Origin of the sequence: Falsiruegeria litorea R37 (assembly GCF_900172225.1) — a bacterium.
In the GTDB taxonomy this organism is placed as follows: Bacteria; Pseudomonadota; Alphaproteobacteria; order Rhodobacterales; family Rhodobacteraceae; genus Falsiruegeria; species Falsiruegeria litorea.
In genome coordinates, this window is the sequence record NZ_FWFO01000001.1 from 527357 (window position 1) to 542003 (window position 14647).

Consider the following 14647-nt stretch of genomic DNA (forward strand, 5'->3'; position numbering starts at 1 on the left):
CCGGTGAGCGCCGGACCCGGTCTTTCCGCCAAATCCCTCAATGGCGGAGGTGTGATGCAAGCTTGAGAGGAGAGAAAAGCTTGCATCAGTTGGTTGGTGTGCCGTGACAAACAGTCTTTGCGGCGCGGGTACAGCATGTGGTGTGCAGCGGTCGTCCGGTCGTCGAATCCGCGATGCCATTCCCGCGCCTCAAGGCGCCTGCTCGGGGAGAGGTCAGGCGGCCTTTTGAGCCCCCGATCGTCGGTCCTGCAAGATCATGTCGCTGGCCTTTTCGCCGATCATAATGGCGGGCGCGTTGGTGTTGCCACTGACAATTGCAGGCATGATTGACGCGTCGGCGATGCGAAGCCCGCCAATGCCATGTACCCGCAACCTGTCATCGACAACCGCTTGGTCGTCATGACCCATCCGGCAGGTCGAGGTCGGATGATAGATAGTCTGAGCGATGTTGCGCGCGGCCTCAAGGTGTTGTTCGTCTGTTTCGACCGGACCCACGGGAACGTGTTCACGCACGATAAACGGCGACAGCGCTTTGGTTTTGGTCATTGCGCGCGCAAACTTGACTGCGCGGATGGCACAAAGCTGGTCGGCGGTGGCCGAAAGGTAGTTTGGCACGATCAGGGGGTGATCTTCGGACCGCGGACTGTTGATGTGTATGTGTCCGCGGCTTTCGGGGCGCAGTTGACAAACGGAAGAGGTGAAGCCCGAGAAGGGATGCATCTCGATCCCCGGTTTGTCCGCTGACAGGGGTTGGAAATGGAACTGAATGTCGGGGGTTTCCAGCCCCTCCATCGACTTGGCAAAGATGGCGACCTGGCTTGCGCCAAGGCTCATCGGGCCGGTGCGTTTGAGCGCATATTCCAGGCCAATCCCCATGCGATGAACGAACGAATTGATAGCGTCGTTCAAGGTTGCAACGTTCACCTCATAGACCAGTCGGATCTGCAAGTGATCCTGCAAACACTCGCCTACGCCTGGAAGTTCGTGCCTTACGCCGATCCCGGCATTTTGCAAAACCTGACCTTGGCCAATCCCCGATAGTTCCAGGATCTGCGGCGAGCCAATGGCGCCTGCAGACAGGATGACTTCACCACCCGGGCGCAGCCGCGCCGTCTTGGGGGCATGCTGATGGATGAAGTTCACACCCACGACCTGTTTGGGCGCGTCACTGGCAAAGGCCAAGCCGGTGGTGTGGGCATGCGTCAGAACGGTCAGGTTGTCTCGCTTGCCCTTGATCGGGGTCAGGAATGCCTTGGCCGACGAACAGCGGAATCCACTCTTGGCGGTCTGGTGGAAGTATCCTGCGCCTTCCTGGTTCTCGCCGTTGTAATCGTCAGTCCGGGGGACGCCCATCTCGACGGCGGCGTCAATGAACGCTTCCGAAATCTCGGACTTGGCGCGGATCAGCGATACGGAAAGCTCTCCGTCCTGACCATGCAGGTCGGTATCGCCGCCTTCGTGGGTTTCCGAACGTTTGAAGAGCGGTAGCACATCGTCGTAAGACCAGCCCCGATTTCCCAGCTGTGCCCAGTGGTTGTAGTCTTCCTTTTGGCCGCGCACATAGAGCAACCCGTTGATCGAGGACGAGCCGCCAAGCGTCTTGCCGCGCGGCCAATCCAGGCTACGGCCATTCAGGCCCGGATCAGGCTCGGCCTTGTAGCACCAGTCGGTGTTTGGGTTGTGCAGCGTCTTGAAGTAACCAACCGGGATGTGGATCCACGGGTTGTTGTCCTTGCCGCCCGCCTCGAGCAGCAGAACCTTGATCGACGGGTCCTTGGACAGGCGGTTGGCCAGTACGCAACCGGCTGAACCGGCCCCCACGATGATGTAGTCATAGTCCATTGTTCACGCGACCTTGTCGGGTTTTGCCGGGGCCACATACGGCAACCGGGCTTTGGCCTTGGTGTCAGCCGCACCCGCGTTGCGGATGTAGCGGCGATCGTCATCCTCGCGCACGAGGTTGACGTATGAGGGTTCGCCCCCCGTGATCTTGTGGATGGCCAGACGGCGTTCCTGGCTGGCGCGGATCTGCACCCGCAGGGTGTCCGGGTCCCAACCATCGAACAGGATCGCCTCCAGCTCGGCCCGCAGGTCGGCATTGGCAGGATCGTCGGCCAGGTTGTTGACCTCGTTCGGATCGTCGTCGGTGTTGTAGAGCAGGGTATCCACCCCCTCGAGCCACATCAGTTTCCATGGTCCACGCTTGACCATACGACTGGGGCCGGTGGAGCCGTCGGCGGCAAACTCGCCAATGCACAGGTCATTCATTGCGTCAGTGTTGCCGTTCAGAGCAGGAACCAGCGAATGCCCATCAATGGGGGCGGCGTAACCATCCCATGCCTCACCTGCCGCCATGTCCATCAGTGTCGGCATCAGGTCCACGAGCGAGCAGTTTTTTTTCACGCGGGCAGCGGAATAGCGGTTCGGGGCATGCACGATGAACGGCACTTTTGAGGCCCATTCAAAGAAATGCTGTTTGAACCACATCCCCCGCTCGCCCATCATCTCGCCATGATCGGCGGTGATGATGACGATGGTGTTTTCGCTTAGCCCGGTTTTTTCCAGCACATCCATCATCTGGCCGATCTTCTCGTCGATATAGGAAATCATGCCGTAATACCCGTGCCGGGCCATGCGGCGGTGCTCATCCGTGACGGTGAATTCATGCCGCGATTGGCAATAGTGCAGATTGCGGCTCAGGTGATCCATGGTGTTTTCTTCGAGCGGCGGAACGGCGGGACTTTCGATATCGTCGTGATCGTAAAGGTCCCAGTACTCCTGTCCGATCACGAATGGCGAATGCGGAGAGGTAAAGGAAACCGTCAGCATGAAGGGGCGGCCATCGTCCTTGCGCGCCAGGTCATAGAGCGCCTGGGTGCCGTGATAGGCGACCTCGTCATCGTAATCCATTTGCAGTGTGCGCACGGCAGGGCCGCTTTCGATGATCGGGGCCATGGTTAGGTTGGTGGGCTTGTATTCGCGACCCTTCGACCAATCGACCGTCCAGGCAAAGTTCGCGGGATAGATCTCGGTCGTATGGCGTTTTTCATAGCCGTGCATCTGGTCGGGGCCGACAAAGTGCATCTTGCCCGACATCTCGACGCGGTAATCCAACCCGCGCAAGTAATGGGCAAAGGTCGGGATGTCGGCGTGAAATTCATTGGCGTTGTCGTACATCTCGATGGCGAACGGCAGGCGTCCGGCATGCATCGAGGCGCGCGAAGGCCCGCACATGGGCAGATTGCAATAGCAGTTTTCGAAAACGACCCCTTCGTCCGCCAGCCGGTCGATGTTCGGCGCCTTGACGGTCTTGTTGCCATAGGGCGCAAGGGCGTTGGCAGCGAGTTGGTCGGCCTGAATGAATAGGATGTTGGGACGGGTCATCGTGTTAAATCCGATTGATTGTTTCAGGTGGGCGGCGTGGTGGGCACGCCACCCAAAGGTCTCTCGTGAGTGGTGATCAGCGAATGGTGAGACCCAGTTTGTCCAGCGCCGAGTCAAAGACTTTGTACTGCGCTTCGACAAAGGCCTTGGTTTCTTCGGGGCTGCGAATGTCGACAACGTTGCCCAACTGCGTGGTCATGCGGTTCCAGGCTTTGTCGTCTTTCAGCTTTTGCAGGGTGTCGGTCCAAGCGGCGACAACATCTTCGGGCAGATCGGGCGGGCCGTAGATGGCGCTCCAACCGATGATCTGTTCCATGTCGGGGTACCCCAATTCGCTTACAGTGGGGATGTCACCTACGGCTTCGAACCGCTCGGGCGTGGTGATGGCCAGCGCTTTGAGCTGTCCGCCCTCAATGGCGTTGATCACACCCGACAGGTTCTGCCACATGAAATCGACCTGACCGCCAATAATCGCGGCGCGCGCCTTTCCGCCGCCTTTGTAAGGGACGTGAATCAGGTTGTCGGCGTTGGCCCCCATGGTATCGGCCATAACAGCGGTTGCGATGTGCAGTAGCGTGCCAACCCCGGCCGAGCCGTAGGTCATTTCGGTGCCGTCTTTGATGGCTGCCTCAAACTCGGCAAAGCTGTTGATCGGGCTGTCACCGGCCACCACCAGAACAAAAGGATTGGTTTCAATCAGGCCCAGCATGGTGAAGTCGTCCCACTCATACGGGATCGTCTTGTTCATCGCCGGCACGCCCATTTGCGAGCCCACACGCGCGGACAACAGAGTATAGCCGTCCGCCTTGGAGTTGATGACGAAGTTCGAGCCCACAACGCCGGCCGCGCCGGTGCGGTTCACGGCCAGGATCGGCTGTCCCAGATAGCTGGGCGCGGTGCCCGAAATCAGACGTGCGGACAGGTCAGCGGCACCGCCAGGACCGTATGGGATGACCATGGTGATCGGGCGATCAGGATAGCCTTCGGCTTGGGCCGAGGTCAGCGATGCAACCGCAATCGCGGCGCCCGCTGCCAGTGATTTGATGAGTGTTTTCATGAGTTCCTCCCAGAGAGATTCGGCCTGTTTTTCCTTGGCCGTGTAAGGTTTTGGTTGACTTCGGCCCTTTCTCAGGACAGTTTGTTACTGTCTGTAATTAACTCGGAACCGAAAACAAATGCAAGACACTTTGCCAAACACACTTTCCACGGCAGGCATTCGGCGCGCCAATCGAGAGGAGATTTTGCGCACGGTTTTCTTGCAAGGCGGGACAACCCGTTTGCAGCTGGTCAAGCACACCGGGTTGACCGGGGCGGCGGTCTCGCGCATCACCCGCGAGCTGATTGAGGCCGGGCTGCTGGTCGAAGGCGAGCGTGTTCAATCCAAAGGGAAAACTGGTCGCAAAGAGGTCACGCTGAGCATGGCTCAGAGCACGGCATTTGTTCTTGGGTTCACGGTCACGGCCAACCGCCTTTCGGTGGGTGTTTCGGATGTTTCAGGCACTGAGATCGAGACGCGCCAATTGCACATCAGCCGTACTCGCGCCGAAGAGGTTTTGCGCGCTTTGTGCGAAACCGCGCATGCCATGATTGCCGAACTGGGTCTTGAGTCGAATCGCATCATTGGCGTCGGTGTGATGGTTGCGGCGGCCAGTCGAAACTGTGTCGACGGGGTGGTAACATCCGCGCCATTGGGGTGGACCAGCGTACCCGTGGGGCAGCTGATCGAAGAAAACATGTGTTTGCCCGTCAGTGTCGAAGTGCGCGCCGTATCGCTGCTGCAGGTTGAAATGGCTCGCGGGCAAGGAGCTGGGCAGAGCGATCTGGTTCTGGTCAACAACAGTCTTGGTGTCGGGGCCGCTGCGGTGTTGGGCGGTGTTCAACTGGCCGGGGCTTCTTGTGATATCGCGCATCTTGCCTTTGCAGGAGACAGTCGTCCGTGTGCTTGCGGTCGTAAAGGGTGCCTGGAAAGCACAGCGTCAGGATTTGCCGTCGTCGACCAACTGATTGCGGCCGGTAAACTGGAACCGGCACGCGATAGCAGCCGCAAGGCGGCAGCTTTGGCCCGCGCACTGCAAATGGCCGAAGACGGGGATGGAGAGGTCAAGCGTGCGTTTTTTGAGGCAGGTCAGCGCATGGCGCTTGGACTGGATGCCGTAGCTGCGCTTTTGGGGCCTTCGAGCATCATCCTGGCCGGGGAAACTGGTCGTCAGCCAGATTTTGTCGAAGGTGCGCGCAATCATTTGCGGTCGTTGCGGGTCACAGAACCTGACTTTGAACTGCTGGTCAGTCAAGTCACCTCGAACACTGCTGTCATCAACTATGCGCTGGAGCGGTTCTTGTTCTCCAGCGAATTGGATTTGGATCGCCTGCAGGCGGACTAAAGGAACCGAAGGGAGGAAACATGTCAAAATCTTCGGACATCATAGCAGGGGCGGTCTTTCTGACGCTCGGGTTGCTGTTGATTTTTGTGTTGATACCGGTGGGTGTCGACGAGCCACGGAAGGTGCCCTTCGCAGCAGCCTCTCCATCGTATTATCCAAAGCTGATCGGCTATGTGATCGCGCTTATCGGTGCGGCCATTTTGGTTCTGGGCGTGCGGCGTTCGTCAGACGATGCGCCGTCTGTCGGGCTTGCACCCTATGCCAAGGTGCCCGTCGCAATGGGGATCATGGCGGTGTTCTATCTGTTGCTTCCCGTTCTGGGCTTTATCGTGGGTGCAATGCTGTCGCTTTGTGCGCTGATGATGCTGGCGGGGGAGCGCTCTCCCAAGGTGCTGGTGCTGGTTTCGATCCTGTTGCCGCTTGGCCTGTACCTCTTCTTTGCCAAGGTCGCGGGGATCCCGATCCCGTCGGGCCCCTTGGAACCCTATCTGATAAGGATCTGAACCGATGCTGGATACACTGGCCAATGCCTTTGCCCTGTTTGCGTCGATCGACAATGTCATCGTGCTGTTCATCGGCGTGGTCGTCGGAACGGTCGTGGGCGCGATCCCCGGCATGACAACCCCGATGGCGGTGGCGCTGACGCTGCCGTTCACCTTTTCCATGCCACCCGTCACCGGCATCTTGCTGCTTTTGGGAGTCTACAAGGGCGGGATCTATGGCGGTTCGATCACCGCGATCCTGATCAACGCGCCAGGTACCCCTGCCGCGTCATGCACCGTGCTCGACGGCTATCCACTGGCGCGCAAGGGGCAGGCACGTCGCGCCCTCGATATCGCGCTATATGCATCCTGCGTCGCGGACTTCATCTCGAACATTTCGCTGATCCTGTTTGCTGGGGTTCTGGCGAGCTTCGCGCTTAAGTTCCAGTCGCCCGAAGTCTTCACGCTGGTTGTCTTCTCGTTGACCATCATCGCGGGCGTGTCTGGGGATCAACTGCTCAAAGGGCTGGGCGCCGCTGGTCTGGGCCTGCTCTTGGCTACTGTGGGTCTGGATCTGCTCTACGGCACCAACCGGTTCGTTTTTGGTGACGTCAACCTGATGAGCGGCTTGAACTTCATCCCCGTTCTGATCGGCCTGTTCGCGGTGCCCGAAATCATCAACTACTTCGTCAAGAAGGATGTTGAGCTGGAACAATCCAAACTCGCCGGCATCGGGGCAAGCTGGACGGATTTCAAAAGCTGTCTGAAATCGATCATTCGCGGCTCGTTCATCGGGGTTATTCTGGGCGCGGTTCCGGGTATCGGCGGGGCGCCGTCGGCCTTTCTGTCCTATTCCGAGGCGCGCCGGACATCCAAGAACAAGGCAAACTTCGGCAAGGGTGAGATCGAAGGCGTCGCCGCAGCAGAAGCTGGCAACAACGGCGTGGCTGGTGCGACGATGATCCCGCTTCTGGCACTCGGCATTCCGGGTGACATCATCACCGCGATCATCCTGGGGGCCTTCATGATCCACGGGCTGCGGCCGGGGCCGCTGATGTTCCAGCAGAACATCGACCTGATCTATGCCATCTTCATCGGTATCATGCTCAGCTCGTTCTACCTGCTGATCGTGGGCAAGGCGTCGATCCGGATCATTTCCAAGATTGCGGACATCCCGCAGCGGGTGCTGTTCCCGATCGTGCTGATCCTGTGTGTCTTTGGCGCCTATGCCGTCAACAACTCGACCTATGATGTCGGCGTCATGCTGGTGATGGGGCTGGTGGGTTATGCGATGCTCAAGATGGCGATCCCTGCGGCGCCGTTCCTAATTGCCTTCATCCTTGGGCCGCTGTTAGAGGACAACTTCCGCCAGTCTCTGACGATCTCGAGGGGGGATTACAGTATCTTCTTTAGCTCGACGATTTGCTGGGTATTCTGGGGGCTGACCGCGTTGACCATCGGGCTGCTGATCTGGCAGCGCGTGGGCGGCGTCAAAACCGAGGTGCCACTGTCTTGACCGATCCGCTGTTCACGTTTGCCGTCTTCACCGACACACACATCCGCGCGCCCGAAGGCGACCTGTCGTCTCCCTATGCGGTGAACAACAAGGCCAACGCGCGGGCCGAGGTGGCGGCGGCACTTGTGGCAGCGCAGGAACCGGCTTTGACCATTCACCTGGGTGACATGGTGCACCCCTTGCCGCATATGTCGGCCTATGAACCGGCGTGTCAGGAGGCGCGCCGGGTCTTTGCCTGTCTCGAACCCAACCTGCACTTTGTTCCGGGCAACCATGATATTGGCGACAAACCGCATGATGCCTCTCCTGCTGGAGCAGTGACACCAGAGGCAGTTACCGCGTATTCCGGCCAGTTCGGCGAGCAGTGGTCTTGCGTAGATCACGGCGATTGTCGTTTCGTTCTGATCAACTCGTCCATCGTTGGCAGCGGGCTGGAGACCGAGCAGGAACAGTTCGATTGGCTTGAAGAAGTGCTGGCCACCGACAAGCGCACCTTTCTGTTCTCGCACTATCCGCTCTTCATCGATGCGGTGGATGAGGACGAGCACTATGACAACTATGGGCTCGAGGGTCGCGCGCGGCTGCTCGAGGTGATCAAACGGCACGGGGTCGAGGCGGTGTTGTCTGGCCATGTGCATCAGTTCTTCTTCAATCGCGTTGGTGAGACAAAGTTCTACTGCTTGCCTGCCACCAGTTTTACCCGCCAGGATTTTGCCGAGCTCTACAACGCAGGCCCCGAGGCCGAGTTTGGCCGCAATGACCGTGGCAAGTTCGGGATTATGCTGGTCGATGTTCTAGCCGATGGGCACCGGCTTCGATTTGTTCCCACAGGCGGTGCCGAATCCGATGCCGTCGTGGATATGAGCCAGCGCAAACCGCCCGCGAAATCCGGACTTGTGCCGTTCATGCGCCACGCTTGGTATCAGAGCCGCGATCTGCCTTACACCGGCGCGATGGAGGAGTTCTCACGCAAGCGGGCACGCAATGACTACCCGTTGTTGCGCTTGTGGCAGATGGGGATCGAAACAGTCCGCACGCCGCTGGCCGACCTGGCGCGCCCCGAAAGCCTGCGCCGGGTTCAGGACTTTGCGGCGACCGGTCTTCGCTTCCACATGTTCACAACTTCGATGCCCAATGATGCCATGTTGGCGCTGATCGCGGAAAATCGCGATGCACTCGCCGGGCTTGAGATCGTGCAGGTCGAACCGGATCTGGTACGGGTAAAAGAGATTGCAAAGGCGCTGATGAAAGTGGCGAATGTGCCTCTTTACGTCAGCCGAGCCGCAACTTCGGCCGACAACGCAGTCGAAGGGCAGATCTATGCTCACAACGTCTGGACCGGGTATCGTTACGCGCGTCGGGCCGAAATTTTGGACGCCCTGGCCGACACCGGCTTGCCCTTGCGCCCGGTCTTCGCCGTAGGTTGGCGAGCCGATTGGCTGGGCAAGATTGGTGGCCTTCAGGACGCGTTTGAACATCGCGGGATCGAGGGGGCCGTGGCAGTTCAACTGATGACTGGCAGCCCTGCAACCGCCAACTTCGATGATGATTACATTGTCGAAAGCGTGGCCGAGCTGGTGCGTGGCCGGACGCGGCACCCGCGCGTCACCGTGATGCTGGATACGTTCGAGACCCTCGACCGCGGTTACAACCCACGCCATGGGCTGATCGACCGCCTGGGTAATCTGACCCCTGCGGGTCGGTCATTGACCTTGTCTCGCGATTGAGCACCTGTGACTTCGGGTCGCAAACGACCTGCGGTCTGACGCCAACTTGAGGTTGGCGTTGCGCCTTTCCTGTGATCATTATCTTTGCACCTGCAAAAACGCGGTCTTGAAGGGGAGAGGTCATGGCGCAGCCAAACATCTACGAGCAACATCTGGATCAGACCCGGGCCAATCATACGGCCTTGTCCCCGCTCAGCTATCTTGAGCGCACCGCGCTGATCTATCCGGACTATCCCGCGTTGGTATATGGGTATCGGCGTCAGAATTGGCTTGAGACCTATGATCGCTGTCGACAACTGGCGAGTGCTCTGCACCAGCGTGGGATCGGCAAGGGCGATACCGTGTCGATCATCGCCGCAAATATCCCCGAGATGTATGAAGCGCATTTTGGTATCCCTATGACGGGGGCTGTGCTGAATGCGATCAACACTCGTTTGGATGCACCGATCGTGGCTTTTATCTTGCAGCACGCCGAAGCCAAGGTGCTGATGGTTGATCCCGAGTCTTCTGGCGTTGTCAAAGAGGCGCTGACGCAGTTCGACAGTTCAAATCTGTTGGTGATCGACATCGAAGACGACAGCTTCGATGGGGGTGAGAAGCTGGGGTCACTGACTTATGACGTGCTGCTGGCCGAGGGCGATCCGGCGTTTGATTGGTCCTTGCCCGCGGATGAATGGGACGCGATCACGCTGAATTATACCTCGGGCACAACCGGCAACCCCAAAGGTGTGGTCTATCACCATCGAGGGGCGGCGTTGAACGCGACATCGAACATCCTGACTTGGGGGATGCCGCAGCATTCCGTGTATCTGTGGACCCTGCCGATGTTCCACTGCAACGGCTGGTGCTTTCCTTGGACCATGGCGGCCAATGCCGGAGTATCCGTCTGCCTGCGCGCCGTGCGGGACGAGCCGATCTATCGGGCCTTCCGCGAAGAGAAGGTCACCCATTTCTGCGGCGCGCCCATCGTACTGAATATGCTCGCCAACGCACCGGATGAGATGAAGGTTTTTGACCACCAGATCAAAGTGATGACGGCAGGTGCTCCACCGCCGGCCGCCGTGATCGCGAATATGGAAGGCATGGGGGTCGAGGTCACCCATGTCTATGGCTTAACCGAAACCTATGGTCCGTCTGTCGTCTGCGCCTGGAAGGACGAGTGGAACGAGCATCCGGCAGAGGACCGTGCAGCGCTCAAGGTACGGCAAGGGGTAAAATACCTCGCACTCTCGGGTCTGATGGTGGCCGATCCCGAAACGTTGGAACCCGTTCCGGCCGATGGCGAGACGATGGGCGAGATTTTCATGCAAGGGAACATCGTCATGAAAGGCTATCTCAAGAACCCCGAGGCGACTGACAAGGCGTTCAAGGGTGGTTGGTTTGCAAGTGGCGATTTGGGGGTGATGCACCCCGATGGTTATGTCGCGCTGAAAGATCGCTCCAAGGACATCATCATTTCAGGGGGCGAGAACATCTCGTCTGTCGAGGTCGAGGATATTCTGTACAAGCATCCCGCCGTGATGGAGGCAGCCGTGGTCGCGCGCCCAGATGACAAATGGGGTGAGACACCTTGCGCCTTTGTCGAACTGAAGCCCGGGAAAGAGGCGACCGACGACGAAATCATCGCCTTCTGCCGCGATCACATGGCCCATTTCAAGGCGCCAAAGACAGTTGTGTTTGGCAGCTTGCCCAAGACCTCAACCGGAAAGATCCAAAAGTTCGTTCTGCGCGATCAGGCACGGGCGCTTTAGTCGAAAATCGACAGATCGAGCTCTAGCAACTCGCCCATCCAAACCGCCCGATCCCGGTGATCCTTTAGGTGTTCGCCGGTGTCGGGATGGGTAAAGATGGTCAGCCCTTGCCGGTTCAACATTAGCCACGGCAACACTTGGTCCAGCACCTTGGGCCCAAATCCCAACTGGCAGCTCCAGCGCGGGTGGGGGCCCACATTGCGTTCGTGCATGCGCCCCATCTGAACATCGAAAAGCCGGGCCGCTTCTTCACAAACTGCGCGGGCGGTGCTCACGGTGTCTGCGTCAAAGTAGACGTGGGCATGATAACCTTTGATCTCGGGCATGTCGGCTCCTGCTTTTATCGTGTGATCTGACAGGTCCGCACCTTGCAACGTCAAGTCACGAATTGAGGAGGCCTTAGCAACACCGCTCTATGCAAGTGTGGCACAGATAGAACTTGGAGATCAGATGTCGGCCAATCAGGTACTGCAAAAGACGCGATCGTTGGTCAAGAAAGGGGCGCCGGATCAGGCAGTTGCACTATGCGACGCGTTCCTAAAAAATACCCAAAGAATACCTCGGTCCGTAAACGCTTGGATGCGCTTGTGCAGCAGCAAGAGATACCGCAGCAGAACCATGCCAAATTGATCCACGCGTTTGCCCAAGGGCGTTATGCTGATTTGCATGCGCAGCTACTGCAGTTGATCGAGAGTTTTCCGCAGGCCTATTCGCTTTGGCTTTTGTTGGGCAATACGCTGTTGAAATTGAAAGGCTATCCCAAGGCAGAGTTGGCTTTTGGTCAAGCGCGCAAGCTTGATCCGTCGGCAAGTGCGCGGTTGACTGGATTGGGAGACGCGCAGCGCTGGCAGGGTCACGACGAGGCGGCGCTGGGGTTGTACGACGAAGCACTTGAACAGAATCCGCGCGATCTTACCGCGTTGAAAAATTGCGGGAATTTGCTTGCCGATTTCGGTCGGTTCGCTGCGGCCATCGGGTATTTTGAAAGGGCCCGCGTCCTGGCGCCGGCTGGCCGACCTGTGCCTGGACACATTTGTGGTCAATGCCCACACGACGGCCAGTAATGCATTGTGGGCCGGGGTGCCGATGATCACCCGACCGGGGCAGCAGTTTGCTGCGCGCGTCGGTGCCAGCCTGGTGCAAGCGGCAGGCGTGCCCCAGCTGGTCGCGGACAGCGATGCCGCCTACGAGGCGCTCGCCCTGCGCTTGGCAACCGAGCCAGAGCAGCTAAAGGCGCTCCAGGCCAAGCTGCACACCGCGCGCCAAAGCTGCTCGCTCTTCGATGCCGGCCGCTATGTCCGGAATTTAGAGACGGCTTTTCGTCAGGCGACTGATCGTTGGCGAGCCGGTCTGCCACCGCAGGATTTTGCCGTCATGGATCACACGTCGCGATGATGCAGGATGCGTCCAATAGAATTCATCAAGAGCTGCGCCGCCAGGATCGAAGTGCTGCCCGTTGGGTCATAATCCGGTGCAACCTCGACCAGATCCATACCCACGATCTCACCCCGCTGTGCCAATCCATCGATCAGTTCCAGCACCTCATAGTACATGAAACCACCATGGCTGGGTGTGCCGGTGCCGGGTGCGATCGATGGATCAAAGGCGTCAATGTCGACCGTCAGGTAGTACCGTGCGCCTTCGGGGATGCGCTTTAGCATCGCCTCGATCCCCATCTTGCGGACATGGCGGACCGATTGAATGTCCGACCCCATCGACCGCGCATCCTCGTACCCGTCTTTGGCGGTCGACGATACATTGCGAATGCCGATTTGGCTCAGGCCAGTGACATAAGGCTTTTCGGCGGCACGGCGCATGGGGTTGCCATGGCCATAGCGCACGCCATGACGCTCGTCGACAAAGTCCAAGTGTGCGTCGATCTGCACCACATGGATCGGCTCCTGATCGTCAAAGGCATTGATGCAGGGGATGTTGATCGAATGGTCGCCGCCCAGGACCACCGGCAAAGCGCCCGCCTGCAGCATCTTGCGGACGCCGTGTTCAATGTTGGCATGGCTTTGAATGGTGTCGGTGTGGACGATGTCGGCATCGCCAATATCGACGATGGTGACCTTGGCCGGATCCAGATAGGTTACGTCATCCTCAAAGTCGTAGGCCCCGGCGTGGCCAAAAGAAAACAAGGTGGACGCCTCGCGGATCGCGCGTGGCCCCATGCGCGTACCGGATCGCCATTGTGTGCCGAAATCGAACGGAGCGCCCATCACGGCGACATCCGCGTCGATTTGATCCCAGTCCTCAATGTAAGGGTATTTCCCAAAGGTGCAGATGCCCACAAAAGGCAGGTTCAACCGTCCGCTGTCGTAACCGTGTTTGGCCATATCTTGGTCCCCGTTGTTTTTACGCAGCCTAGACTGCTGAACTGGGGCAAGAACAGTTCGAAAGCGTCAAAATGCGTCGGAGGCCGGGTAAAATGCAGCCCCCGACGGTTGATATTCAGTACAACGCGACCGGGTTGATAATCATCTGGACGGTACCGCGAATGCGGGCCTGACCCAGAACGAACATGAACTCGTTGACACCGTCGGCCAGCACCGGGCCGGTGTTCATGGTTTCCAGGATGTAGATGCCGTGGTCTTTGAGCAGGATTACGTGACCGTAGAATGCTCCGTCACCCGGCGCTGGTGGTACGGGTTCGATGCCCCATGTATCGGCCCCTACGGCCATCACGTCGAGCGAGGCCAGATAGCGCGAACCGCTGACATTGATGCCGGGTTCGCCCGATACCCAGGCGGTTGGGTCGGCTTCAAGCGTGTTCTCGGTCCAGCCGGTGTGGAAAAGAACGATGTCACCTTTGCCGATACTGACGCCTTGTGCCTCGGCGGCGGCTTTGATCTCTTCTTCACCAAAGTGCTCGCCTGCGGTCAGGTATTCCTTCCCGGCATGCTTCGCCATGTCCAGAATGACGGCGCGACCAACCAATGGCGGGATATTGTGGACACCCAGTTTGGTGAGGCCAGTGATGGCTGAAATCTCTTTCTCGTCGGCGCAGTTGTAATAGAATCCTCCCTCGCCCAGATGGCCCAGCCCATCGATCTGGCTGCCGATGCCGACCCAGGTCTGCAGAAGGTCATCGTTGTAGTTGCCAGGATAGCCAAAGGCGTTCAGCTTTTGGCCGCCCTGTTGGTTGGGTTGCACCACTTGCAGGCTGAGCGAGCGCGGCGGAAAAGCGGGTGTATTGGAATCGATCACGATGCCAAGCGGCGTTGATTTACCCTGTTTGATCAGCGCGGCGGCCTTGAGCGTGTTTTCCGGGCTCACCAGATTAGCTGAACCCAATTCGTCGCCTTCACCCCATTTCGACGGGGTGCAATCGGCGGCCCAGGTGCTGGTTGCAAGGCTGATGGCGCAGGCAAATCCTGCGAATATAGATGTCTTCAAAGGTCTT

13 protein-coding genes are annotated in these 14647 nt (G+C 58.7%); 7 read left to right on the forward strand and 6 right to left on the reverse strand.

Annotated features, from left to right (window positions below):
- Nucleotides 1-213 precede the first annotated feature (213 nt).
- The 3 genes from TRL7639_RS02670 to TRL7639_RS02680 all read right to left on the reverse strand — a co-directional run bounded on the left by TRL7639_RS02670 (nucleotide 214) and on the right by TRL7639_RS02680 (nucleotide 4441).
- Entirely contained in the window at nucleotides 214-1842 is a 1629-nt protein-coding gene (locus tag TRL7639_RS02670; protein ID WP_085794247.1) for a GMC family oxidoreductase, read from the reverse strand.
- A gap of 3 nt (nucleotides 1843-1845) precedes the next feature.
- The gene (betC, locus tag TRL7639_RS02675; RefSeq protein ID WP_085794248.1) at nucleotides 1846-3384 is read right to left on the reverse strand and encodes a choline-sulfatase; all 1539 of its coding nucleotides are present in this window, start codon (nucleotides 3382-3384) and stop codon (nucleotides 1846-1848) included.
- A 76-nt stretch (nucleotides 3385-3460) separates the two neighbouring features.
- Nucleotides 3461-4441, reverse strand: a complete 981-nt coding sequence (locus TRL7639_RS02680; protein ID WP_085794249.1) for a Bug family tripartite tricarboxylate transporter substrate binding protein — start codon at nucleotides 4439-4441, stop codon at nucleotides 3461-3463.
- A 118-nt stretch (nucleotides 4442-4559) separates the two neighbouring features.
- On the opposite strand from TRL7639_RS02680, the gene TRL7639_RS02685 reads away from it, so the two are divergent.
- The 5 genes from TRL7639_RS02685 (at nucleotide 4560) to TRL7639_RS02705 (ending at nucleotide 11241) form a co-directional block, all read left to right on the forward strand.
- Complete coding sequence (locus TRL7639_RS02685) at nucleotides 4560-5765, forward strand: ROK family protein (protein ID WP_085794250.1); 1206 nt, start codon at nucleotides 4560-4562, stop codon at nucleotides 5763-5765.
- 20 nt (nucleotides 5766-5785) lie between these two features.
- Complete coding sequence (locus TRL7639_RS02690) at nucleotides 5786-6268, forward strand: tripartite tricarboxylate transporter TctB family protein (RefSeq protein ID WP_085794251.1); 483 nt, start codon at nucleotides 5786-5788, stop codon at nucleotides 6266-6268.
- A 4-nt stretch (nucleotides 6269-6272) separates the two neighbouring features.
- The gene (locus TRL7639_RS02695; protein ID WP_085794252.1) at nucleotides 6273-7763 is read left to right on the forward strand and encodes a tripartite tricarboxylate transporter permease; all 1491 of its coding nucleotides are present in this window, start codon (nucleotides 6273-6275) and stop codon (nucleotides 7761-7763) included.
- Entirely contained in the window at nucleotides 7760-9490 is a 1731-nt protein-coding gene (locus TRL7639_RS02700; RefSeq protein ID WP_165759733.1) for a metallophosphoesterase family protein, read from the forward strand. Before TRL7639_RS02695 ends, TRL7639_RS02700 begins: the two co-directional genes overlap by 4 nt.
- A gap of 122 nt (nucleotides 9491-9612) precedes the next feature.
- Nucleotides 9613-11241: an acyl-CoA synthetase gene (locus TRL7639_RS02705; RefSeq protein WP_085794254.1), complete on the forward strand. Its 1629-nt coding sequence runs from the start codon at nucleotides 9613-9615 to the stop codon at nucleotides 11239-11241.
- Here the strand turns inward: TRL7639_RS02705 and TRL7639_RS02710 are convergent.
- A complete protein-coding gene (locus tag TRL7639_RS02710) occupies nucleotides 11238-11567 on the reverse strand; it encodes a DOPA 4,5-dioxygenase family protein (RefSeq protein ID WP_085794255.1) in 330 nt (109 codons plus the stop codon). The two genes, TRL7639_RS02705 and TRL7639_RS02710, sit on opposite strands and share 4 nt — an antisense overlap.
- Before the next feature lie 249 nt (nucleotides 11568-11816).
- Between TRL7639_RS02710 and TRL7639_RS23260 the strand changes: the two genes are divergently transcribed.
- Together TRL7639_RS23260 and TRL7639_RS02720 are read left to right on the forward strand one after the other, a co-directional pair.
- The gene (locus tag TRL7639_RS23260; protein ID WP_165759734.1) at nucleotides 11817-12305 is read left to right on the forward strand and encodes a tetratricopeptide repeat protein; all 489 of its coding nucleotides are present in this window, start codon (nucleotides 11817-11819) and stop codon (nucleotides 12303-12305) included.
- Nucleotides 12277-12636, forward strand: coding sequence for an O-linked N-acetylglucosamine transferase family protein (locus tag TRL7639_RS02720; RefSeq protein WP_235820238.1), 360 nt, complete (start codon nucleotides 12277-12279; stop codon nucleotides 12634-12636). Before TRL7639_RS23260 ends, TRL7639_RS02720 begins: the two co-directional genes overlap by 29 nt.
- Here TRL7639_RS02720 and speB read toward each other — a convergent pair.
- Together speB and TRL7639_RS02730 are read right to left on the reverse strand one after the other, a co-directional pair.
- On the reverse strand, nucleotides 12621-13580 hold the full coding sequence (gene speB, locus TRL7639_RS02725; RefSeq protein ID WP_085794258.1) for an agmatinase: 960 nt from the start codon (nucleotides 13578-13580) through the stop codon (nucleotides 12621-12623). The two genes, TRL7639_RS02720 and speB, sit on opposite strands and share 16 nt — an antisense overlap.
- A gap of 115 nt (nucleotides 13581-13695) precedes the next feature.
- Entirely contained in the window at nucleotides 13696-14640 is a 945-nt protein-coding gene (locus TRL7639_RS02730) for a cyclase family protein (RefSeq protein ID WP_235820239.1), read from the reverse strand.
- Nucleotides 14641-14647 lie beyond the last annotated feature (7 nt).

What these genes read in the sequence shown, in the direction of transcription:
- TRL7639_RS02705 (WP_085794254.1), top strand. Translation starts at nt 9,613, where the DNA reads ATGGCGCAGCCAAACATCTACGAGCAACATCTGGATCAGACCCGGGCC.
- TRL7639_RS02685 (WP_085794250.1), top strand. Translation starts at nt 4,560, where the DNA reads ATGCAAGACACTTTGCCAAACACACTTTCCACGGCAGGCATTCGGCGC.
- speB (WP_085794258.1), bottom strand. Translation starts at nt 13,580, where the DNA reads ATGGCCAAACACGGTTACGACAGCGGACGGTTGAACCTGCCTTTTGTG.
- TRL7639_RS02710 (WP_085794255.1), bottom strand. Translation starts at nt 11,567, where the DNA reads ATGCCCGAGATCAAAGGTTATCATGCCCACGTCTACTTTGACGCAGAC.
- TRL7639_RS02690 (WP_085794251.1), top strand. Translation starts at nt 5,786, where the DNA reads ATGTCAAAATCTTCGGACATCATAGCAGGGGCGGTCTTTCTGACGCTC.
- TRL7639_RS02695 (WP_085794252.1), top strand. Translation starts at nt 6,273, where the DNA reads ATGCTGGATACACTGGCCAATGCCTTTGCCCTGTTTGCGTCGATCGAC.
- TRL7639_RS02680 (WP_085794249.1), bottom strand. Translation starts at nt 4,441, where the DNA reads ATGAAAACACTCATCAAATCACTGGCAGCGGGCGCCGCGATTGCGGTT.
- TRL7639_RS02670 (WP_085794247.1), bottom strand. Translation starts at nt 1,842, where the DNA reads ATGGACTATGACTACATCATCGTGGGGGCCGGTTCAGCCGGTTGCGTA.
- betC (WP_085794248.1), bottom strand. Translation starts at nt 3,384, where the DNA reads ATGACCCGTCCCAACATCCTATTCATTCAGGCCGACCAACTCGCTGCC.